Here is a 22275-nt window from a genome sequence, read left to right on the forward strand (position 1 = left end):
TTCGCTGGGCAAACAAAAAAGGCCATTAAATCATGGCCTTTTTGTTCTTATAATAAAACTTTTTTACAACAATCAAATCTCATTAGGTTTACTAAATAAGCTTCAATTTCAGGATGCACTTCTAAAAGCTTAAAATCACGTGTTACTGTATTAATGTAGTGCAACATAGGCACTAGCAATGCATCAGCTATGCTTAAGCGCTCACCATTAATCACCTGATTATCACTTACCAACTCTTTTTCTATCACGCTTAAGGCATTATGAACGTTAGGTATACCCGCTTTAACCACATCCATGCGTACAGTACCGTTTTCTCCTTTGGGAAAAGCAAATTCAAGTAAAAACTCTCTTATAAATGCTTTATCAATATAAGTTGATGCTATTGCACAAAAAGCATCATGATATGCCGCTTGTTTGGCTTGCTCGAACTGAACTTTTGGTCCTGCAAAGTTATTATCTAAATATCGACAAATTGATGATGTTTCAGCAAGGTAAAAATCTTGGTCCAACAATACAGGAATTTTACCATATGGATGTAATTCCATATGTTGTTCTGATTTAAATGCGACAGCCTTATCTTTAATACTAAAACCATAAGTAAAAGGTATCGACTTGTATTCACACACTATCATGACCGTACGAACAAAATTAGACATTTTCTCGCCATAAATATGTACTGGTGTATTTTGTTTGGCATCTCGCATTTGATTCATTCCTTTTTTAGTAAGATGTAATCAATTTAATATGATTTATAATATGTTCAAGAACATATTATAAATTTATGACATAATTTCAAACATCAACAGCAAAGGAGTATTAATAATGGCTTGGCATAAAGAACATAAACAGCAAACAAAAGATAAAATATTAATGAGTGCTGCAAAGTTATTTGCTCATAATGGTTTTGAAAAAATCTCAATCGACCAAGTGATGCAAGATGCGCAGTTAACTCGAGGGGCTTTTTATTCTCACTTTAAATCAAAGAGTGATTTATATTCTCAAGCTATTATTAAAGGTGCAAAAGCTGCACAAGTCAGAAAACCCAAAAATAGTAATGATAGTTTAATTAACATAGCGCAATATTACTTAAGCCAAACCCATAGAGATAACACTGTTGAACAGCCTTGCCCTTTAGCATTTTTAGTATCTGATATTTCACAGCAAAATAAAGAAGTTAAAAACACTTATACTAAGATATTCAAAGGTTTTGTTAATCAGGTAAATACGCATACTGACGATCAACAAAAAGCACTACAAAGTGCAGTACTTATGATTGGAGGTTTGGCAATTTCTAGAGCACTCAACGATAAAGAGTTTAGCAATGACCTTTTAAGTGCCTGTCAAAAGGCCATTACTGAATTTTAATCCACTTTACGCGCTAACTTTAAGCTAATTAATACACATAAAGCGATTAAAATAAAACTGGTCCAAATGGTACTTTGAAACCCATATTGCTGATATAACACACCAGATAAAATAGTGCCTAATAATCGACCACTGGCATTTGCCATATAATAAAAACCAACATCTAATGATGCGTTATCACTATTGGCATAATGTACGATTAAAAATGAATGAACAGCAGAGTTGATTGCAAATACAACAGCAAAAAACAATAAACCAATAACAACCACACCTTGCGCCGACAGACCCAGATAGTTAGCCACTATCATGCTTAAAGGCGCTGCTAATAACGTTAATGCACTTTTTACAGCGGTATTCGCACTTGGATGTTGCGTTTTAAAACCTAATAAATTTGGCGATATTGATTGTACTATGCCATATAAAACCACCCAAGCCGCCATTAACGTACCAACAGAACTATGATGCCAATTTAGCTCTGATATTAAAAATACCGGCAAGGCAACAACAAACCAGACATCTCTTGCGCTGAATAAAAAGAACCTAGCCGCTGACAGTAAATTGATTGAATCACTTTTTGAAAACAGCTCACTAAATTTTGCTTTATATTTGTTAGATTTTAAACTCGACTTTAAGTTTAGCGCACACAATATTGCGACTAAAAATAAACCACTAGCCATAATATAAAGCGCAATTTGATAACCAAATACACTTAATAAAACACCACCTAAAAAGAAACCTATGCCTTTTAACGCATTTTTGGAACCCGTTAAGATACTCACCCACTTAAACAGTGTTGAACCATCATTTTCTGGTACTAACTGCTTAATGGCTGTTTTAGCACTCATTTTATTTAAGTCTTTGGCTATGCCTGATATAGCCTGCATCAACATCACAAAAATAACACTCAACCACTGAGTTTGCGCTAATAGTACCAGCGCTAATACTTGCAATGCTAAACCACTAAATAAAGTGGTTTTTAAACCAAACCTGGCACCTAACCAACCACCAAATAAATTAGTCACAATGCCAAAGAATTCATAAAATAAAAATAATGAAGCAACTTCTAATGGGCTATAACCAAGCTGGTGAAAATATAAAACCACCAGCATGCGAAGAGCACCATCTGTGAGTGTAAACCCCCAGTATGATCCAGTGATCCACATGTAATCTTTAATATTTTGTTTCATAGATATTCTTTATACATAAGTAAGTGAATCTTCAAAAAACTGCCTGCGTAGATTAAATAACAGACCACTATCTAAGATTTAATCAACAGCCACGTAATGGTCTAAATAGAAACGCGCAGCGGATCTATTAAATCAATAATATCTTGCATACGACTGACGTAGTTTATTTCGTTATCGTACCAAGCAAGTACTTTAACCATCGTTTTGTTAATCACTTGAGTAGATAAACCATCAACGATTGCACTATGCTGGTCGCCAACAAAATCAACAGATACCAGTGGGCGATATTCAATATCTAAAATACCTTTTAACTCATTATTTTTTGCATCATCAAATAACTGATTTATTTGCTCAACTGACGTTTCTTTTTCAGCTTCTATCACTAAATCAACTAAAGAACCACTTAACAAAGGTACACGCACAGCTAACCCCTCTAGCTTACCTTCGAGTTCCGGAAATATCGTCATAATAGCGGTTGTTGAACCTGAACTTGTCGGAATAAGCGACTCACCACAGGCACGAGCACGGCGTAAATCCTTATGAGCTTTATCTACGATTGTTTGAGTATTTGTAATATCATGAATAGTTGTCATTGAACCATGTTTAATACCAACAGACTCTTTTAATACTTTAATAACAGGTGCTAAACAATTTGTGGTACATGATGCAGCAGTGATCACATTATGCAATTGCGCATCATAATCTTGATGATTAACGCCATAGACTAGATTAATTGCGCCATCATCTTTAACAGGACATGCAACTAACACTTTTTTTAAACCTTTATCTAGTAAGTCTTGAAATAAAGCAGATTTACGATATTTACCTGAACAATCAATTAATAAATCTATATTTTCTACAGGTAATTCATTTAAATCAGATAAGCTGGTTACGTCTATTTTTAAATTTTTTATTACTACTTGAGAACTTGAAAATGTAATTTCATTATCTTTAAATCGTCCTTGGACTGAATCAAAAGCTAATAAATGTGCCACTGTTTTAGCATCACAGGCTGGATCATTGATATATACAATTTCATGACTGTCTTGCTCTATTAATAAACGAGTAAGTAATTTACCCATGCGACCAAAACCATTAATAGCAACTTTCATTTTTAACTCCTTAATCACAACAACTTGTTTTAAATTGATTTATATCTGCACAACATTGCTCATGATTCATAAGCTGTGTTTTTAAAATTTTTAGCACTGCTAACTTATCTGCTGATAACTCTGTATTTAATTCATAATATCGCCAAGTACCAGATCGGCTTACTGTGACAATATCTGCATTTTTTAAATAGGTTAAATGCCGACTCACCATGCTCTGCTGTAATGCCAAAGTTGTTACCAGATCACATACACATACTTTTTGGTTATTTAATAGAATATTTAAAATTCTCAGCCTAACAGGCTCACTACAGGTTTTATAAAATTGGGAAATTTCTGTTAACATCTCTACATACGGATAAGCAAATATATAGTGTGATTATATATTTTAATTATCTTACGATGCAATTATTTTTTCATCGAAGATGAGTAATACTATAAGCTTAATTTCTTTATTAAAAAATCAAGTGAAACTAACATATGAAAGCAGATTAATTGATATGTGTGAAAAAAATCCCCACTATAAATAGTGAGGATTTTGAGGTTTAATCATAATTTATGATTTCAATCGGATATATTTATTATCTGCTCTATTAATTACGCATAGATACAAATTCAGGGTAAGCATCAATACCACAATCATGTTGATCCATACCATTTAACTCTTCTTCTTCGCCAACACGTATACCCATGGTCTTTTTAATAATCATCCAAGTAATAAATGAGGCAATAAATACAAAGCTAAAGATACATGCAATGCCTATTAACTGTTTTACAATTGTTGCATCAGTATTTGAAATTGGCACTAATAATAAACCTAAAATACCACATACACCATGAACTGAAATTGCACCAACTGGATCATCTATTTTAAGTTTATCTAACATTACAATACTGAATACAACTAAAGAGCCGCCTAATCCACCTAATAACAGAGATAAAACAGGTGAAGGAGATGCTGGATCTGCAGTAATTACAACCAAGCCTGCTAATGCACCATTTAATACCATCGTTAAATCAGCTTTGCCCCATTGTAATTTGCATACTAATAAAGCAGCAATTGCACCCGCTGCCGCTGCCGCATTGGTATTGACCATAATTTTACCGATAGCAGAAGCATTTTCCATATCAGATAGTAGTAGTTGAGAGCCACCGTTAAAACCAAACCAGCCCATCCATAGAATAAATGTACCTAAAGTAGCAATTGGTAAGTTTGAACCTTGTATAGGATAAATCTCACCATTTTTACCGTATTTTCCTTTTCGTGCCCCCAATAAAATCACACCAGATAAAGCAGCCGTAGCGCCTGCCATATGTACAATACCTGAACCTGCAAAATCAACAAAACCTAATTCAGATAAGAATCCCCCCCCCCAAGTCCAGTAACCTTCTAATGGATAAATAAAACCCGTTAATACCACTGTGAAAATTAAGAAAGACCAAAGCTTCATTCGCTCAGCCACTGCACCAGATACAATTGACATAGCAGTAGCAACAAAAACAACTTGGAAAAAGAAATCAGATTCTAAAGAATGATCTGCCCCTTCAGCCTGAGTGCCAATTAAAGCACCTAAACTCGGAATAAAACCGCCTTCAGCATTATTTACATACATAATGTTGTAACCAACTAATAAAAACATAGTACAAGCGATAGCATACAACGCGACATTTTTTGTTAAGATTTCAGTGGTATTTTTAGAACGAACTAAACCCGCCTCTAGCATGGCAAAACCCGCAGCCATCCACATAACTAAAATACCAGATACTAAAAAGTAAAAAGTATCTAAGGCAAATTTCAGTTCTAATACTGTATTTTCCATTATTTTATCCCCTTAAATTGCTTCGTCATCTAGCTCACCAGTGCGAATACGCACGATTTGCTCTAAGTCATAAACAAATATTTTTCCGTCACCAATTTTTCCTGTTGAGCCAACACTTGTAATCACTTCAATTAAACGATCTACATTTTCAGTTTTAGTAGCGATTTCTAATTTTATTTTTGGAATAAAATCTACTTGATATTCTGCACCGCGATAAAGCTCTGTATGGCCTCTTTGACGCCCAAAACCTTTCACATCAACAACAGTCATACCTTCAACACCTAAGTCTGAAAGGGCCTCTCTTACATCATCAAGTTTGAAAGGTTTGATAATGGCACTGATCATTTTCATGGTTAAATCCCCTTACTTTCAATTTTTGCTAGTTAACTAGTTTTTTTTAGTTCTTAGCTACTAATTATTTTGTAACTAACTATTTTCATGAACTAGATAATCCAACCTTTGTGCCATAAATTTAAAACACAAAGTTTCATATAGTTATGATTAAAGTTGATATAACAACAATCATTTACGCACCATCTCGGTGCGTAAATAGGCACGTATGGTGCGCCTAATTAAAAGGGAACTGACTAATACAGATACAAATAAAGTAAAATGTGGCATTCTTGACATCAATACTCAGTAAAATGTGCCATGGGTATATATAATCACCCAATAAAAACATTAAAAAAGGACCTAAATTTTCAATGAGTTACTGGATTATTCAGGCGCTTACAGCATGTGTGCTGTTTGCACTTCAATTTTTACCTTTCAGACAATATAAATTTTCACTCTATCCTGAATGGGCTGTGTTCTCTCTTTTCATCATAAATTCAATATTACTTATTACTTTAACTCATTTTATTATTCGTACAGCAATAAAATATCAACAGCGAGCTGGGATCTCGGGTAAAAAGCTATTTGCAACTGTGATTGGCTGTATTTTAATTTCTTGTTTTGTAGATAGCGCTTTAGTCGTTAATTTACAGGCTGTTTTGCTCCCTGACATTGATAACATGACAAAAAAATTACGCATTGGTAACGAATACACTGCATATTTTGAAAATATGGGAGCTTATAACACTCGCTGGCAATTAACTTATGCATTAAAAATGCTTATTAGTACTTCATTATTATATTGCGTATGGAGCACATCGTATTTTTTACTCACAAATATCAGAAATCGGGTGCAAATTAAAGAAAAAATAAAATCAGGCCAGTTAACCTTATTAATGAGCCAGCTTAACCCACACTTTTTATTCAACTCTATGAACAGTATCCGTGGAATGATTTTTGAAGATAAAGAATTAGCAAAAGAACTGATAGATAAACTCACCGAACTATTTAGGTATAACTTAAGTTCAAATCAAAAAATCACTGCATCATTAGAAGATGAATTACGTGTATGTGAGTTTTATTTGGATATTGAACAAACTAGATTAGAAGAGCGATTATTAATTGAAATATTCATCGAACCTGAGTTACTAAAATTACAAGTCCCTACAATGGGTTTATTAACTTTATTAGAAAATGCAATAAAACACGGTATTGCACCGCGTATAGAGCAAAGCTTATTATCTATAACAGCAAATAAAACAGATGAAAAATGGCAGTTATCAGTCACTAATCCACTCTATCATGGAAAATATAAAGCCCTAGGCACAGGTACTGGATTATCTAATTTAGAACAACGCTTATTATTGATGTATGATGATAACGCACATATTAAAGTAGAAAAAACAGAAAATTCATTTACCGCAACACTCTCTTTACCACTTAAGGATAAATAATGAAGTCTTCCTATTTGACACAAGTAGGTAAAAAGTACTGGCAATACCAAGGTATATATTTTTTAGTTTTTATTGTTACTGTTACATTTTCAAATTTAAAAGTTTTTTCTTCTATTGCCTCCCAAGGTTTTATCATTTCTTACTCAATATCTACGATAATTAGCATGTTCTTTTGTGTTCATGTTATTACTAGAGGCATTTATAAATATGCTGAAAAAAGAAGCTATGGCATTTTCAACAATATTTTGTGGCTATTATTGAACTCAATTATTTGCGCAACCGTTTATCTATTATTAGATTTTACATTTTATCTATTAAGCTCAGCTTCGCTTACATTTAAGGATATTTTTGAAGCTCTTAATGTTCAAAACTCTGACAATTTACCATTTTGGTTACAATTCTTTATGCAGTGGTCAGGATATTGGACAACAATAGGCATGTGGTTAATCATCTATAGCTTTATTTCATCAAGTCGTTTCTATAAAAAACTGAAAGAACAAAGTGATAGCCAAGAATTGAAACTGTTACTAAATCAAATTAATCCCGAGTTTTTATATGCGACTATGGATGCAATTAAAACTTCCATTGATAAAGATACGGAATTAGCTGCTGATATTATTACGCAAGCTTCTGAACTATTTAGGTATAATTTATTATCAAGTAAAAATAATCATGCCGATATAAACGAAGAATTAACCAGCCTAAATAACTATTTAAGCTTATTAAAAGAGCAAAACCGTTCACCTGAAACCATACATATTTCACTAAATAACCAAGAAGATATACCTAACTTACCCGCCATGAGCATGATTTTTATGTTGTCACACATTTTAAATAATGCTAAAAATCAAACTCATGCACTCAGTATTGACGGCGCTATCACTAATAATAACTATAAAATTGAAATGTTACATACTTCAGCTAAAAAGTATAAATCAGATTTCAGCTACCTTAAAAATTTACGCCTTAGGCTACAATATATGTATCAAGGTAAAGCACAGTTAAATGTTAAAAAAGACAGGCAAAGTCATAAACTCATTTTAATATTGCCTTTAGTGATTAATTCAGTGACTAGTTCAGATCAATGACCATTTAACACTGATATTAACCCTTTATCATTTAACATTTGGAAAAAAACAATTTTAAATTTAAACTCAAGTAAAAATAAAATAAACATGACCACAATTTATTTACGAGAAAATATGGATAAAGCTATTTATGTTCAATAAACAACCTGATTCAGCACTTAATCCTCATTTCATATTTAATAGTATGAATGCAATTCGCTATACCATTTTTCAGGATCAGGACAAAGCCAGTGAACTACTCAGCGAATTAGCGCATCTATTACGTTATAAATTATCCGATGGTAAAATTGCCACATCGGTACAAAATGAATTAAGCCATATCACACAATATTTAAGTCTTGAGCAGTTACGTTTAGAAGAACGCATTACAGTTAAGTTAGATGGTATGCATTTAGGTGAGTATTTAAAACTACCTAGCTCTGTTTTATTACCTATAGTCGAAAAGTTATTACATGAAAAAGATGTATATTCCGTTTTTGAAAATACACTTAACTTAACCTGCTCTACAACTAATTCTGGGATTTTATTTTCACTATGCTTAGAGCAAGCCCCAAAATTAAAGCAAGGCGATATCGACTTTAGCAATGAGCTATCATCACTAGATGGTGCAGTGAAATATACATTAAAACAAGAATTAACAATTAACAGCTACAAGATGGAGTTAGAGCTTAATAAGCTTTAAATAAAAAAATGACAAGTATGAAAGTGATTATTGTAGATGATGAACGTTTAGCAAGAAACGAATTAAAGCGTCTATTATCAAAGCATTCTAACATTGAAATTATTGATGAAGCTAAAAATGCAGACGAAGCAGCTATAAAAATAAAAGAACAGCAACCTGATGCCATATTTTTAGATATTCATATGCCAGGTTCAACTGGATTAGAGCTTGCTGAATCTTTAGGCGATGACGTAAACATTATTTTTTGTACTGCTTACGATCAGTTTGCGGTTGATGCCTTTTCTTTAAATGCAATGGACTATTTAGTCAAACCTGTAAACCCAGAAAGACTTTCAGATGCTATCGCCAAATTAGAAATCAGACTTGAGCAATCAAAAAAACAAACCAGCTTACCTGATGATCACAAATTGATGGTGAAATATGGCGAAACTATGCGAATTATTCCACTAAGTGATATTATTCGTTTTGAATCTATTGGTAACCATGCCGCCATTTATACACCTCACGGTAAAGCATTTTTACACAGCTCACTTAATAAAATAGAAGCGAAGCTAGATGCTAACCATTACTTTAGAGCGAGCCGTTCAGACATAATTCGTTTAGATGCAATCGAAAGCATGGAACAAGCAATTAGTTATGGTTTAGAGGCTAAATTAAGCAATGGTCAAACGATTGAAATCTCTCGACGACAAGCGACTAAACTCAAACAGCTTTTAGAATTTACACAACTTTAAAAAACAAAAATGAGATTGGCTCATTTTTTATTTTTATACCCATGCTAAATGGGTATATACACAAACCACTTCAAGATGCAGGATTCAGTTGAAATTAGAAACGCTTAGGGCAAGACATTGATTGTAGAGAATGGTTATTCCCTTTTCAAGATCAATAACGCAGCTTAAAGATTTTTCTCATTAACGCTAACTTTAACGCGTTTATTGGTGATCAGTCTCAAGGGTTTTGCGGTTATAAACGGGATATTGCATGCTAATGTCACTTTGATATATTTAGGAAACACCATGAAACTGGTTAAAACCCTTAGTTTTATCGCTTTATGCACAGTTAATACGACTTGGGCCACGACTCAGAACAATATAGAAAATAATAACAGACGAATAGAAGCAGATAGTACTGTTATTACTGAGCATAAAGTAAAAATATTAGGCGAAAAAATAGCTTATAGCACAACGACCGGAACTCAACCAGTATGGGACGAGAAAGGTAATGCGGTTGCTAGCTTACATTACAGCTATTACCAGAAAAAAGGTGTAAAAAATAAAGCAAAGCGCCCATTACTCATTTCATTTAATGGTGGTCCAGGTTCGGCATCGGTATGGATGCATTTAGCCTATACAGGTCCTCGTGTATTAAACATTGACAATGAAGGCTACCCAGTACAGCCATATGGTGTGCAAGATAACCCTTTTTCAGTATTAGATATCACTGATATTTTATATGTAAACCCAGTTAATACAGGTTACTCACGCATTTTAGAAAACGAAAAAGGTAAACTACCTTCAAAAGCAAAGCAAAAAGAAATGTTTTTTGGGGTTAACGCCGACGTAAAATATTTAGCACAATGGGTAAATACCTTTGTTAGCCGTCATGATCGTTGGTTATCTCCTAAATTTTTAATTGGTGAAAGCTATGGTACAACGCGTGTATCGGGTTTAGCACTTGAACTACAAAACCGGCAATGGATGTATTTAAATGGTGTTGTTTTAGTATCACCAACAGATATTGGCATTAGACGTGATGGCCCAGTAAAAGCAGCTAACCGCTTACCTTACTTCACTGCAGCTGCTTGGTATCACAAGGCATTAACAAGTGATTTACAGCAGCAAGATTTAGAAGCACTTTTACCAGAAGTAGAAGCTTTTACAGTTAATGAGCTTATCCCAGCTATTGCTAAAGGTGGCTTCATTTCATCTGATGAAAAACAAAAAACCATCAAAAAAGTGGCTCATTACTCAGGTCTTTCTGAAACATTTGTAGCGAAAAATAACTTAGATATACCAGTATCTTTCTTTTGGAAAGAATTACTTCGTGATCAAGGTGTTACTTTAGGACGCCTAGATTCTCGTTACCTAGGTATAGATAAACGTGACACAGGTGAACGTCCAGATTACTCAGCAGAGTTAACGTCTTGGTTACACTCTTTCACCCCAGCAATAAACTATTATTTACGTGAAGAGTTAAACTATAAAACAGATCTTAAATACAATATGTTTGGCCCTGTTCACCCTTGGGATCGTACTAAAAACAAAACAGGTGAAAACTTACGTCAAGCTATGGCGCAAAACCCATACTTAAATGTAATGTTCCAAGCCGGTTATTATGATGGTGCAACAAACTACTTTGATGCTAAATATACTTTATGGCAGTTAGACCCAAGCGGAAAAATGAAAGACCGAATGAGCTTTAAAGGTTATAGAAGTGGCCATATGATGTATTTACGTCGTGCTGATTTAGAAAGCTCAAACCAAGACTTAAGAGAATTTATTGAGTCGTCTTTACCTAAAAAAGGCGAATCAGCTAAATACTAGCTTTTGCACCTTCTTCAAAAAGCCGATATTCAATCGGCTTTTATTATATTTAAATAATAGCTTATACCCATATCCACTTTAATTTTATTTAGACAACTGACATAAACCCTATATAATTTCTATATTACTAACACAAACATGAATATCGAGATAAACTTCATGAGTTTAAGCTTTAAAATAATTTTTAAATCATTATCTAGTAAGCTTAGTGAACTGCAAGCTAAAGATATTTTACAAACTAAATTAAAGTTAAGTTCTGCAGTCGCTGATAAATTCTTACAAGGCGAGGAGGTATTTAATGCTATTAGCCAAGAAAAAGCCCTAAAACAACAAAATATTTTTGCAACTATGGGCATTAATGTCAATATTATTGATATCACTGCAAATGTAAATAAAGTCGATGATCAGCAAAGCAACTCTGCGATTAGTCAAGCTGAAAAAGATGCAAAAATCATGAGTGCACTTGATTACATCACGACAAGTTTAATTAGATTAGAAGAAAAAGTAGATGAGCTGTCTCAAAATACATCCGAACAACTCCCTTCTTTAGATGATGAAAATGAACTATTAGAAACATCTGAACCTTTAGAGTTTGATGAGGACTTTGATTCACCTATAAAAAAAGGATCTAGTCGATTATTTTTAACGATTATTTCTTGTATTCTTTTAATCTTACTTATCGCGCTTGGCATTAGCTTCGCTTACCCTGATTTATTAAAGTTTTAAGTGGTCATACCTTGAAAAGAACTGAAATTAGAGACGTAATTAGAAAAAAGCGCAATTCATTATCATCTAAAGAACAAAGAAATGCAGAAAACGCCGTGAAAGTGAATTTATCTCAACTATTAAATAGCTATAAAAACGCTAAGATAGCGGTATATTTAAGTAATGATGGCGAACTAAACACCTCAAGTTTAATTGATAAAATACAAATAGATAACCACGAAGTTTACCTGCCCGTTTTACATCCATTCACAAGCGGAAATTTGCTGTTTCAGAAGTATGAAAAAAACTCACCCATGAAGGCTAATCGCTATGGTATCTTTGAACCCGAATTAAATTGCAGTCATGTATGTCCTGTTAGTGAGTTGGATATTATATTTACGCCATTGGTGGCTTTTGATGATTCAGGTAATCGATTAGGTATGGGTGGTGGATTTTACGACCGCACATTAGCTAGGTTTTATAAAGAAGGTTGGCAAAAACCACTATTAGTTGGCATTGCACATAATTGCCAAAAAGTAGCACAATTGCCAACTGAAAGTTGGGATATTCCACTAAAAACCATAGTAACCCCTGAAAAACTCTACCGTTGGTAATGTAATACTTAGTATAATGCTATAGCAGAAAATACCGTCCTTAATTATAAACTCTGAAGTGTGTTTTAAAATACACTTCAAAGCTGGAGATATACATGACGCAAGATGAAATGAAAAAATCAGCTGCTTGGGCTGCGCTAGAATATGTTGAAAAAGACAGCATTGTTGGTGTAGGTACGGGTTCAACCGTGAATCACTTTATAGATGCGTTAGGATCAGTAAAAGACAATATTATTGGTGCTGTTTCTAGTTCAGAAGCTTCAACCGAAAAGCTAAAAGCATTAGGTATCGAAATTTTTGACTTAAATCATGTTGATAATTTAAGTGTATACATAGACGGTGCAGATGAAATTAATCATCAAAGAGACATGATTAAAGGTGGTGGTGCAGCATTAACAAGAGAAAAAATTGTCGCTGCTGTTGCTAGAAAGTTCGTTTGTATCGTAGATAGCACAAAACTAGTTGAAGTCATGGGTGAATTTCCATTACCTGTAGAAGTCATTCCGATGGCTCGCAGTTATGTGGCACGAGAATTAGTAAAGTTAGGCGGAGATCCAACTTATCGTGAAGGTGTTATTACTGATAACGGTAATGTCATCCTAGATGTATACAATTTACAGATTACTGATGCTAAAGCATTAGAAGATAAAATTAACCAGATTGTTGGTGTAGTTACAAATGGCTTATTTGCACAACGCGGTGCGGATATTGTTATTATAGGTACGCCTGACGGTCCACAAGTAATTAAATAATTGATTAATAGGCTCAGGCAATGAACAAAATATCTTTGGCAAAAGAAAAAATTAAAATTTTATTATTAGAGGGTCTACACCAAAGCGCTGTAGAAACACTAAAACGCAATGGTTACACTAACATTGAGTATGTCAAAACTTCATTGCCTGAAGCTGAACTTATCGAAAAGATAAAAGATGTCCACTTTGTTGGTATACGCTCGCGCACCCACCTAACATCTGATATTCTAGGTGCAGCAGAAAAATTAATCGCTATTGGTTGTTTTTGTATCGGTACTAATCAAGTTGATTTAATTGATGCACAAAAACGTGGTATTGCTGTTTTTAACGCACCATTTTCAAATACTCGCTCAGTAGCAGAGTTAGTCTTAGGTCAAGTAATCATGTTACTTCGTGGCATCCCAAAAAGGAATGCTATGGCACATAGAGGTGAATGGTTCAAATCAGCTGTAGGTTCATTTGAAGCCCGAGGCAAAACGCTAGGTATTATTGGCTACGGCCATATAGGAACTCAGCTGGGTATCATGGCTGAACATATCGGCATGAATGTTCAATTTTATGATATTGAAGATAAGTTAACTCTTGGTAATACCAATCAAGTACACAGTTTAACAACATTGTTGCAAACTTCTGATGTAATTAGCTTACACGTACCAGAAACAGCGCAAACTAAAAACCTTATTGGTGCTGCAGAGCTTGAAGTAATGAAACAAGGCGCGATCTTAATAAATGCCTCTCGTGGTACTGTTGTTGATATTGATGCTTTAGCGCAAACCTTATCTGAAGATAAATTGGCTGGTGCAGCGATTGATGTATTCCCTCTAGAGCCTAAATCAAATAATGAAGAGTTTATCTCTCCATTACGCGAGTTTGATAATGTCATTTTAACACCACATGTGGGTGGTTCTACACAAGAAGCACAAGAAAATATCGGCATTGAAGTAGCCGGAAAATTAGCTAAATACTCTGACAATGGCTCCACTGTATCAGCCGTTAATTTCCCTGAAGTATCATTACCTGAATTACAAGGCCGAAGCCGTTTATTGCATATTCACGAAAACCACCCAGGTATTTTAACTCAAATAAACCAAGCTTTTGCACAGCACGGTATTAATATCGCTGCACAATACCTACAAACAGATGAAAATATCGGTTATGTTGTAATTGATGTAAATACAGAACATTCTGAAGTTGCATTAAAAGAGTTACGCGCAATCGAAGGTACAATTAAAGCTCGTATACTTCACTAAGCTTGCTTTACAAGTCGTATAAAAAACCATACTTGTATTTATTAAGTATGGTTTATTTTTAGGCCAATAAACATAGTTGTTTTTATAATGAACTTTGGAAAAGACGAATTGAAGTCTCAATACCAAGCAACATTTAATACAAATATCAATCGCTATTTTGATGGCGCCGTGACTATATTGTGACGTATTACAAAACGAATTATCGTAGAGATACACAATATTGACGTGAAAATTCAAATGAAAATGACATTAATGAATTAAATGCGCTTAAAAAAAACGTTTTCATTTTTAAGTTATTTAGCTGCCACTTTTAAGTTTAAAAAATTGGCCATTTCTTCCGGTGAAGCTAATTTTTGCAATGTTTCAGGTTTTTTAAAATCGGCAATACTCATGTTTTCAGGCACTGTAATAGAAATATTCAAAGAGCCCAATTTATCAATGAAAATCGTTAAGCCATCTTTTAAAACTTGTGGTGCTGGAGAAAAAGTAAGTTGCTGTTTGATCATCTCTTTCAATTGTCCTAGCTCCATTTTTTGTGCCGAAGCTAACTGAGTCAAGGCTGATTCTAATTTGCCTAAATTAGCAACTTCAAAGTTAAGTTTTTCAGGTTTTACTCCTTGTATTACATTCATCAACTGAGTTTGTTGTTTAAATTGTTGCTCTAAAGTAGGCTCTTTACCAGAGTCTACTTGCGCCTGATGTTGTTTATTCATTTGCATTGAAAAATCAAATAGCTCTTTCACATTAGTAAGCGAAAAATTAAATTTTAAACCGGCTACACCTGATGATTGAATTTGATTTTCAAAATCAGCATGGTTGCTATTTTCATTATATTTCATGCTTGAAAGTAGGTTAATTTTTGAATTTATAAATTCATCAGCTATACCTGGCGGTAATTGTTGTTTTAACTGTTCCGAAATAACAAGCTCTTTTAATTTAAATTCTGCATACTCTGTAATTTTTTGCGGATCATAACCCATGACTTTGACTGATTTAACATCTGCAAAGTGGCTACCGTCTGGCCCGACCAATTTAATTTTCTCAATTAAGAATGACTTATCTAATACATTTACTGATACATCCTGATAATCAATTTTGACACCTAATTCTGTATTTATCATTGCCAATTGTTTATCAAGTTCTATTTTAGCTTCTTGTGTTACTGAATAATTTGCATAACCAATGCCACCCGAAATTGCAGCTACAACTAAAGTACCAATTAATAACTTTTTCATTTGATCTCCATAGATCTTATATATGCTTCGCATAAAACTTTAAACTAGAATGAATATAAAGGGAATTCTTCGATAAGTCATATGATTATATATATTAAAGGCATATTTTTTGCTTGTTTTTCCTTTTTATAACAATTAATCCTATTTTCAACGAATTATTTGTTTGAACGACAATTAATTGCCGCTATTATAATGATTAATTTACATTAGTATAAGACGATGGAACCTTTGTATGGCTGATGATGTACTGCTTAAATATCAAGATTTAATCCAAGACCTTAAATCTGATTTAGGCGCAGAAAAATTTGAGCTTGTTTTTAAAAATAAAACAACTCAGCTATCGAAGCCTGAACAATTTTTATTAAAAATGGAAATGACGCGACTTTCGCAACCTGTTGCTAGGGTTATTGATTTAAGAGGACAAGTAACAGGTGAAGTGAGAGCTTATGAGTACAATGGCAAACAGCACTTTATGGATAATTTGGCCATAGAGGTCTTTGAAAAAGCAGTCAAGCAATATGGTGATTATACTTTAGCTGTCTATGAAACAGTGATGAGTACAGAAAACAATCACAAAGTTTTACAAAAAAAAGCAACAAAAAAAGCATTAAACACTTCAGAAATAGCACAAGAAAATCCAAAAGAAACTAATTGTCACATGGTAAAGTTTGCCTCTTATGAAACTCGGATAGAAGAGCGAATGAATTATGCTATTAAAGTTAAAATTCAAATAACCTCCTCAGATGAAGTAGAGGCTAGCACTTCTGATATTTCGGTTAGTGGCTGTAAAGTAAAAGTCCCTTCAAGATATAAACTAAAACACAAACAAAAAATAAAAATGCGTTTAATTGGTTTAGAACAAGACTTTGAACTGGGCTTAAAAGAAGGTATTGAGTATGAAGTTGTTGCGATAAAGAATATCAATAACGATACAAATCACATTAGAATGAAACGGACTTACATTGAAAACAATGCCAGTTTTGATGAATTTTTAAAAAGCTTTATTCATGGTAATAAACGCCGTTATAAGGTGAATTTAGACAATACTTTAGATGCGGTCATTGTTAAAGGTTATGAGCAATATTACTTACCTCGAATTACATCTCTTTCTATTTTTTTCAGCGAAGAAAATGAACATTCACTCATACCACGTTTACTTCTCAGTAACGAAAATAATATAGATACAATTCGTTATTTTAATGATGAAAATAAAAACTTTATTTTAAGTAGTATTTTACATAAAACGCGTTTAACTGAAATTTTATCTCAGCCAGGACATGTTAAGGAAGGTTTATTTTATAGTTTTACCCATATTTCAGCTGGTAAAATATATTACTATTCAGCAACAGATAGTGAATTTCAAAAAACGCCTGCGTTAAAGAGCCTATTTTTAGGATTTGGTAGTAATAAACCCAGTTGGCGAACTTTTAAAGTTCAAATAATGCCCACTCATACTGATGATGCTTTTATTCCTTTATCATTGCCTGAAACAGCAGATTCAGAAATTGCAAAATTAAACAAACCGCCTTCGCCTCGTGTTCAAGGAATTATAAAGAATATAAAATACTTGGCTTTGTTAACAGATCTCACAACAAAACAATCTCAAGGTGAATATCAAAAAAATAAATTCATAAAAGATCAAGCTAATGCGCTGAAACAATTTGGTCATTCAAAACAAGTTCACTATCCTGATATTGATGTTATTTCTTTAGAATATGTAAATTTAAGATCCGAAACGCGATTCTTGTATAAAACCTCAGTTGCTTTAGAGCAAGAAGAAAAAGGAAAGTTAACAGGAAAGTTAACAGGAAAGTTAACAGGAACTACACGTGACTTTTCAGAAAATGGTTTACAGATCGAATTAGATAAACCAACTCTATACGAAAATGATGATTTAGTATTGATGACATTACCTGATTTACAAAAAATCACTAAAAAACACGACTTACAGAATTTACCTTATAAAGTTATGGCCGTAAGTAAAACAAAGAAAATAATTAACCTTCGTAGCTATCGACCAACACTTGATAGCGAACATACTGGTACCACTTTTTTTAAACAGCTGATTTTACATAATAAATCTAAGCTTATAGCATCAGAAGAATCTCAGAAAGTACCAGGCCTTTCTACTGCTTTGAGAAATATGCAAACAAAAGCAGTGTGTCAATTCCCTTTTTATATCCATAAACTCGGCTCTGGGTATTCAGTGGGTGCAATTGGCCATGGTTTATATTCAAACCCTTTGCATTTAATTTTAAGTCAGTTTGGCTTGCTTGAAGAATATTTTAATATCGAAAGCATATTTCCAAATCACGTCCTCAATGATTTACTTATACCTAAATTGAAAGAGATGAAACGCCAAGATAAACCTTTCCAATTAGAGTTATATTTACGTTTTAATCCTACGGCTAAAGATATTAAGTCAGCAATTATAATCGATTACATTCCCTTAGATACAAACGAAATAAACAAAAAAAGTTTTGTGACTGCATGTATCAAACGAGAGCTTTTTTTTGGTTTTAGAGTCTATATTTCTAGAACTGGTCGTCCGGATACTGATTACTTAGCAAAAGAGTTAAGCTATATCACGCAATACGCAATACACAAAGCTAAAATCTTAGAAAACGAACTATGGTCTGTTGTTGGCGTGGGCGAAATGTTAGATATTTCAAATGAATTAATGCAAAGGTTTAATATTGAAGCTAGTTTAGTTGAAGCGATGAATCAAAGAAAAAGTCAGTGGATACAAAGAATAAGCTAGAGTTATAAAGATTAACTCTAGCATCAAACGATATTACATCTTCGGTATAGAAATAAAATATGCTACTTGTAAAAGTGATCCCGTATTAATAGCAACATCAGCAGCTTCAACAACTTTAGGTTTACCATGAACTGCAATGCCCAGCCCAGCTGCTGACATCATTTTTAAATCGTTAGCGCCATCTCCCATAGCTAAAGTCTGTTTGATATCTATATTCAGTTCATTTGCCATTTTATTTAAAAAATTAGCTTTTTCTTGCGCATCAACAATGACACCTAATACCTTTCCAGTTAATTTATTTTCTGCAACTTCTAATTCGTTTGCATGAATAAAGTCTAAGTCTATTAATTGCTGTACACGCTCAGCAAAAGGAATAAAACCACCAGATGCTATCGCTAGTTTCCACCCTTTTGTTTTTAATAAATGACATAAATCAAGTACACCTGGCATTAATGGCAGGTTTTCTTTTAATTTTTCAATCAACTTAAGCTCAATACCTGCTAGTTTTGCTACTCGTAATCGTAAGCTATCGCCAAACTCTAAAGCACCGTTCATAGCTTGAGCTGTAACAGAAGCAACTTCTTCATACACATTCGCTAAACGAGCAATCTCATCTATGCACTCAATTGTAATCGCGGTTGAATCCATATCCATAACCAATAAACCAGGTTGATCTATGCTTGGAGCATCATCAAAAACAGCAAGTTGGCAATAAATAGCCTTTGAAAGTTCATCTATTAAGGGTTTAAATTTTTCTCGATCAAATTGACACTTAATAACCAGAGCTGGATCTAAATTGTTATCCGGCTGAAAATAGCAAATATTAGCATCATCTATTTGCTCTGATTTTAAGAAATCTAAAATTTGATTAAGATGAAACGAAGTTAGTTCACAGCCAAATGCCAGCAAGTAATTCATTTGTGGACATTGAGCATGTGCATTTTCAGTTAAAAGTGATTCCTTAATAGATAATCTAAACCATTGACCCAATTTTAATATGGATGATAATTTTTTATCCTGAATTTCAGATAAATTGTAAGATGACATTTAAAACTCCAAAAGATTCACATTTTAAGATACGTTTAATATTTGCTTTTCTACCAAGAAATAGAGAAAATGTCTTTAGCATAGTGAGCAATATGAAAAAAAAACAACTTAATAATCCTACCATAGCAACAATGTATCAACGAGCCTTTCGCTTGGCGCTTACACTTATCTGCTTATTTTTACTTATCAACTTAGGTTTTAGTTCTAGCTTTGATAGCCACGAAATTATCGCTAAACAAACTCACCACACGGCAAGAAGCTTAGCTTTACAAATGTCCTATGCTGCTAAAGATGCATTAAGTAACAATAAACCTAAGCAATTAAAAACTATAGTAAACAATATGGTAAAAGATCCTTATGTGGTTTCGGCTTCTATTTTTGATAAATATGGCGCTTTAATTATTCAAAGCGATGACAGTTTTTTGTATCAAGAGTATTTGAAACAACCCAATGCTATGCCAGGAATATCTAAGCTTTCATCCCCCATAATTCAACCTATGTTTAATGGTAAAATACGTACAGGATTTGTAAGAATAACTTATTTATCTCGTGCAGCAATGAGTGAGGGCCATAACTATTTTCATAAATTAAGTCGGCAGATTGGTTTAATGTTAATTTTAAGCTGTATTCTAACTTGGCTAACGGCAAGAACCATTAAACGTTGGCAAGTAAATCGCTATACAAAAAAAATATTAAAACAAACTAAATCATCTGAACTCGAATAAAGTAATATTCCACAATAAAGCTATTATACTAAATTAAAAATATCTAAACTATTTATGTAAAGCTGCTTTGAAATAACATCTTTATTCTCTTTTCTAAGCGATACTAATTGCTCAAAGATAGCAATTAAGGCAATAGGTGTATTTATTTCACCTTGCTTACCAGAAATAGGCATAGAAGGTGCGTCAGTTTCAAGTAATAAAGACTCTAAAGGTAATTGATTGATAGTAGCACGTGTTTTATTCGCTCTTTGGTAAGTGATCACACCACCTACGCCAATTTTAAAGCCCATTTTAATATATGACTTTGCTTGTTGGAGGCTACCGCTAAAGGCATGTATTACACCGCCAAATTGAGGTCTAATTTGCTTAAAGGCTTGTTCAATTAAATTATGACTTTGTCTATGATGAACTATCAAAGGTAATTCAAGCTTATTAGCCAATGCAATATGGGCGATAAAAAGCGATTTCTGCTTTTCAGTATCAGCAATAGAGCTATCAATACCACACTCTCCTATCGCAACGATTTTATTTCTATTTAATACACAAAGCTGTTCGAGCTCATCTATATGATGTGTTTTATGTTCAGTGAAAAAGTATGGATGTAAACCAACAGCGAAATAGAGCTTGGGGATCAAGTCTTGAATCTTGCTAGAAGAGTTAATTATGCAAGATTCAAGACTTGATAAAATGCGTTTTGATTGTACCAAAGTTACTCCTGGTACCAGCATTTTAATAATGCCTGAATTTAAAGCTTGCTGTAATAACATGTTTCTACTTTCATCAAACTCAGCAAAATCAATATGGCAATGTGAATCAAAAAAATGATATTCACGCATAAAAGGTGCCTCTAATTTTAAGGGTTAAGGCGCTCAACCTGCCAAGTATCATCATCTTGCTTTTGATACATAAAACGATCATGTAAGCGATTCGCTCCACCTTGCCAAAACTCTACTTTATGAGGTTCAATACAATATCCCCCCCAAAATGATGGTAATGGTACTTCACCTTGTGAAAACTTGTTTTTTACTTGATTAAACTTTTCCATCAATACATTTTTTGATGAAACAGGTCGACTTTGCGCTGAAGCCCATGCCGCTATTTGGCTTTCTTTAGGTCGAGATAAGAAGTATTTGGTTACAGCCATTTTTGAAAGCGGAACAGCTTTCCCATAAACAATAACTTGTCGCTCTAAGTTATGCCAAGGAAAGTGTAAACAAATTTGATTATTATGTGCTAACTCTTGGGCTTTTCTAGATTCCGTATTGGTAAAAAATACAAATCCATTTTCATCTAAATGCTTTAGTAAAACGATACGCTGTGAAGGTTGACCATTCTCATCCACTGTTGCCACAACCATAGCTGTAGGATCAGCTAACTCAGCTTCTACAGCTTGTTTTAACCATGATTCAAATTGTGAAATAGGATTATCTGCCAATAAATCTCTACTTAATCCATTTTTTAAATATTCTCTTCTAATATCTGCTAATTTCATCATTGATCCGTTGGGTCTTTAACTAAGATTATGCACTCTAATGGCGTCATAATACCTTATTTTCAAAGCGGGATTATTAATTTTAAAAAAAAAATTTATCGCAGTTTTGA

22 protein-coding genes are annotated in these 22275 nt (G+C 33.5%); 12 read left to right on the forward strand and 10 right to left on the reverse strand.

The window, feature by feature from the left end:
* Positions 1-47: 47 nt before the first annotated feature.
* The gene (locus CJF42_RS09210) at positions 48-704 is read right to left on the reverse strand and encodes a glutathione S-transferase family protein (RefSeq protein ID WP_095366405.1); all 657 of its coding nucleotides are present in this window, start codon (positions 702-704) and stop codon (positions 48-50) included.
* Between the two features lie 118 nt (positions 705-822).
* On the opposite strand from CJF42_RS09210, the gene CJF42_RS09215 reads away from it, so the two are divergent.
* Positions 823-1365: a TetR/AcrR family transcriptional regulator gene (locus CJF42_RS09215; RefSeq protein WP_095366406.1), complete on the forward strand. Its 543-nt coding sequence runs from the start codon at positions 823-825 to the stop codon at positions 1363-1365.
* On the opposite strand, the gene arsJ is transcribed toward CJF42_RS09215, so the two are convergent.
* The 5 genes from arsJ to CJF42_RS09240 form a co-directional block, all read right to left on the reverse strand.
* A complete protein-coding gene (gene arsJ / locus CJF42_RS09220; protein ID WP_095366407.1) occupies positions 1362-2552 on the reverse strand; it encodes an organoarsenical effux MFS transporter ArsJ in 1191 nt (396 codons plus the stop codon). The two genes, CJF42_RS09215 and arsJ, sit on opposite strands and share 4 nt — an antisense overlap.
* Before the next feature lie 101 nt (positions 2553-2653).
* Positions 2654-3664, reverse strand: coding sequence for an ArsJ-associated glyceraldehyde-3-phosphate dehydrogenase (locus CJF42_RS09225; RefSeq protein WP_095366408.1), 1011 nt, complete (start codon positions 3662-3664; stop codon positions 2654-2656).
* Between the two features lie 10 nt (positions 3665-3674).
* The gene (locus tag CJF42_RS09230; RefSeq protein ID WP_095366409.1) at positions 3675-4007 is read right to left on the reverse strand and encodes an ArsR/SmtB family transcription factor; all 333 of its coding nucleotides are present in this window, start codon (positions 4005-4007) and stop codon (positions 3675-3677) included.
* A gap of 247 nt (positions 4008-4254) precedes the next feature.
* Positions 4255-5481, reverse strand: coding sequence for an ammonium transporter AmtB (locus CJF42_RS09235; protein WP_095366410.1), 1227 nt, complete (start codon positions 5479-5481; stop codon positions 4255-4257).
* Positions 5482-5493: 12 nt separating this feature from the next.
* Entirely contained in the window at positions 5494-5832 is a 339-nt protein-coding gene (locus CJF42_RS09240; RefSeq protein WP_095366411.1) for a P-II family nitrogen regulator, read from the reverse strand.
* Between the two features lie 353 nt (positions 5833-6185).
* Between CJF42_RS09240 and CJF42_RS09245 the strand changes: the two genes are divergently transcribed.
* The 9 genes from CJF42_RS09245 (at position 6186) to serA (ending at position 14905) form a co-directional block, all read left to right on the forward strand.
* The gene (locus tag CJF42_RS09245) at positions 6186-7268 is read left to right on the forward strand and encodes a sensor histidine kinase (protein WP_095366412.1); all 1083 of its coding nucleotides are present in this window, start codon (positions 6186-6188) and stop codon (positions 7266-7268) included.
* A complete protein-coding gene (locus CJF42_RS09250) occupies positions 7268-8356 on the forward strand; it encodes a histidine kinase (RefSeq protein WP_095366413.1) in 1089 nt (362 codons plus the stop codon). Before CJF42_RS09245 ends, CJF42_RS09250 begins: the two co-directional genes overlap by 1 nt.
* 130 nt (positions 8357-8486) lie before the next feature.
* Complete coding sequence (locus CJF42_RS09255) at positions 8487-9038, forward strand: histidine kinase (protein ID WP_095366414.1); 552 nt, start codon at positions 8487-8489, stop codon at positions 9036-9038.
* An 8-nt stretch (positions 9039-9046) separates the two neighbouring features.
* Positions 9047-9772: a LytR/AlgR family response regulator transcription factor gene (locus tag CJF42_RS09260; protein WP_095366415.1), complete on the forward strand. Its 726-nt coding sequence runs from the start codon at positions 9047-9049 to the stop codon at positions 9770-9772.
* A 285-nt stretch (positions 9773-10057) separates the two neighbouring features.
* Positions 10058-11584 (forward strand): S10 family peptidase, encoded by a 1527-nt coding sequence (locus tag CJF42_RS09265; RefSeq protein ID WP_095366416.1) that lies wholly within the window; start codon positions 10058-10060, stop codon positions 11582-11584.
* A gap of 159 nt (positions 11585-11743) precedes the next feature.
* Positions 11744-12310 carry a hypothetical protein gene (locus CJF42_RS09270; RefSeq protein WP_095366417.1) on the forward strand — a complete coding sequence of 189 codons (567 nt, stop codon included), beginning with the start codon at positions 11744-11746 and terminating at the stop codon, positions 12308-12310.
* Positions 12311-12321: 11 nt separating this feature from the next.
* Positions 12322-12903, forward strand: coding sequence for a 5-formyltetrahydrofolate cyclo-ligase (locus CJF42_RS09275; protein ID WP_095366418.1), 582 nt, complete (start codon positions 12322-12324; stop codon positions 12901-12903).
* 95 nt (positions 12904-12998) lie between these two features.
* Positions 12999-13655 carry a ribose-5-phosphate isomerase RpiA gene (rpiA, locus tag CJF42_RS09280; protein WP_095366419.1) on the forward strand — a complete coding sequence of 219 codons (657 nt, stop codon included), beginning with the start codon at positions 12999-13001 and terminating at the stop codon, positions 13653-13655.
* Between the two features lie 20 nt (positions 13656-13675).
* Positions 13676-14905, forward strand: coding sequence for a phosphoglycerate dehydrogenase (serA, locus tag CJF42_RS09285; RefSeq protein ID WP_095366420.1), 1230 nt, complete (start codon positions 13676-13678; stop codon positions 14903-14905).
* A 293-nt stretch (positions 14906-15198) separates the two neighbouring features.
* Here the strand turns inward: serA and CJF42_RS09290 are convergent, their stop codons facing one another.
* A complete protein-coding gene (locus CJF42_RS09290) occupies positions 15199-16140 on the reverse strand; it encodes an aq_1923 C-terminal domain (protein WP_095366421.1) in 942 nt (313 codons plus the stop codon).
* Positions 16141-16372: 232 nt separating this feature from the next.
* Here CJF42_RS09290 and CJF42_RS09295 point away from each other — a divergent pair, with 232 nt between their 5' ends.
* Positions 16373-18901 (forward strand): PilZ domain-containing protein, encoded by a 2529-nt coding sequence (locus tag CJF42_RS09295; protein WP_095366422.1) that lies wholly within the window; start codon positions 16373-16375, stop codon positions 18899-18901.
* 33 nt (positions 18902-18934) lie between these two features.
* Here CJF42_RS09295 and serB read toward each other — a convergent pair whose 3' ends face one another.
* On the reverse strand, positions 18935-19948 hold the full coding sequence (serB, locus tag CJF42_RS09300) for a phosphoserine phosphatase SerB (RefSeq protein ID WP_095366423.1): 1014 nt from the start codon (positions 19946-19948) through the stop codon (positions 18935-18937).
* A gap of 92 nt (positions 19949-20040) precedes the next feature.
* Here serB and CJF42_RS09305 point away from each other — a divergent pair, with 92 nt between their 5' ends.
* The gene (locus tag CJF42_RS09305) at positions 20041-20673 is read left to right on the forward strand and encodes an AhpA/YtjB family protein (RefSeq protein ID WP_095366424.1); all 633 of its coding nucleotides are present in this window, start codon (positions 20041-20043) and stop codon (positions 20671-20673) included.
* 23 nt (positions 20674-20696) lie between these two features.
* Here the strand turns inward: CJF42_RS09305 and CJF42_RS09310 are convergent, their stop codons facing one another.
* Complete coding sequence (locus CJF42_RS09310) at positions 20697-21509, reverse strand: TatD family hydrolase (protein WP_095366425.1); 813 nt, start codon at positions 21507-21509, stop codon at positions 20697-20699.
* 17 nt (positions 21510-21526) lie between these two features.
* A complete protein-coding gene (pdxH, locus tag CJF42_RS09315; protein ID WP_212668797.1) occupies positions 21527-22168 on the reverse strand; it encodes a pyridoxamine 5'-phosphate oxidase in 642 nt (213 codons plus the stop codon).
* Positions 22169-22275 lie beyond the last annotated feature (107 nt).

The sequence above is a fragment of the Pseudoalteromonas sp. NBT06-2 genome (assembly GCF_002276045.1).
Classification (GTDB): domain Bacteria; phylum Pseudomonadota; class Gammaproteobacteria; order Enterobacterales; family Alteromonadaceae; genus Pseudoalteromonas.

Coding starts and splice junctions, on each gene's coding strand:
- CJF42_RS09225 (WP_095366408.1), bottom strand. CDS start 3,664: ATGAAAGTTGCTATTAATGGTTTTGGTCGCATGGGTAAATTACTTACT.
- CJF42_RS09255 (WP_095366414.1), top strand. CDS start 8,487: ATGTTCAATAAACAACCTGATTCAGCACTTAATCCTCATTTCATATTT.
- CJF42_RS09290 (WP_095366421.1), bottom strand. CDS start 16,140: ATGAAAAAGTTATTAATTGGTACTTTAGTTGTAGCTGCAATTTCGGGT.
- CJF42_RS09265 (WP_095366416.1), top strand. CDS start 10,058: ATGAAACTGGTTAAAACCCTTAGTTTTATCGCTTTATGCACAGTTAAT.
- CJF42_RS09245 (WP_095366412.1), top strand. CDS start 6,186: ATGAGTTACTGGATTATTCAGGCGCTTACAGCATGTGTGCTGTTTGCA.
- pdxH (WP_212668797.1), bottom strand. CDS start 22,168: ATGATGAAATTAGCAGATATTAGAAGAGAATATTTAAAAAATGGATTA.
- CJF42_RS09250 (WP_095366413.1), top strand. CDS start 7,268: ATGAAGTCTTCCTATTTGACACAAGTAGGTAAAAAGTACTGGCAATAC.
- CJF42_RS09260 (WP_095366415.1), top strand. CDS start 9,047: ATGACAAGTATGAAAGTGATTATTGTAGATGATGAACGTTTAGCAAGA.
- arsJ (WP_095366407.1), bottom strand. CDS start 2,552: ATGAAACAAAATATTAAAGATTACATGTGGATCACTGGATCATACTGG.
- CJF42_RS09305 (WP_095366424.1), top strand. CDS start 20,041: ATGAAAAAAAAACAACTTAATAATCCTACCATAGCAACAATGTATCAA.
- CJF42_RS09240 (WP_095366411.1), bottom strand. CDS start 5,832: ATGAAAATGATCAGTGCCATTATCAAACCTTTCAAACTTGATGATGTA.
- CJF42_RS09295 (WP_095366422.1), top strand. CDS start 16,373: ATGGCTGATGATGTACTGCTTAAATATCAAGATTTAATCCAAGACCTT.
- serA (WP_095366420.1), top strand. CDS start 13,676: ATGAACAAAATATCTTTGGCAAAAGAAAAAATTAAAATTTTATTATTA.
- CJF42_RS09215 (WP_095366406.1), top strand. CDS start 823: ATGGCTTGGCATAAAGAACATAAACAGCAAACAAAAGATAAAATATTA.
- CJF42_RS09310 (WP_095366425.1), bottom strand. CDS start 21,509: ATGCGTGAATATCATTTTTTTGATTCACATTGCCATATTGATTTTGCT.
- rpiA (WP_095366419.1), top strand. CDS start 12,999: ATGACGCAAGATGAAATGAAAAAATCAGCTGCTTGGGCTGCGCTAGAA.
- CJF42_RS09270 (WP_095366417.1), top strand. CDS start 11,744: ATGAGTTTAAGCTTTAAAATAATTTTTAAATCATTATCTAGTAAGCTT.
- serB (WP_095366423.1), bottom strand. CDS start 19,948: ATGTCATCTTACAATTTATCTGAAATTCAGGATAAAAAATTATCATCC.
- CJF42_RS09210 (WP_095366405.1), bottom strand. CDS start 704: ATGCGAGATGCCAAACAAAATACACCAGTACATATTTATGGCGAGAAA.
- CJF42_RS09235 (WP_095366410.1), bottom strand. CDS start 5,481: ATGGAAAATACAGTATTAGAACTGAAATTTGCCTTAGATACTTTTTAC.
- CJF42_RS09230 (WP_095366409.1), bottom strand. CDS start 4,007: ATGTTAACAGAAATTTCCCAATTTTATAAAACCTGTAGTGAGCCTGTT.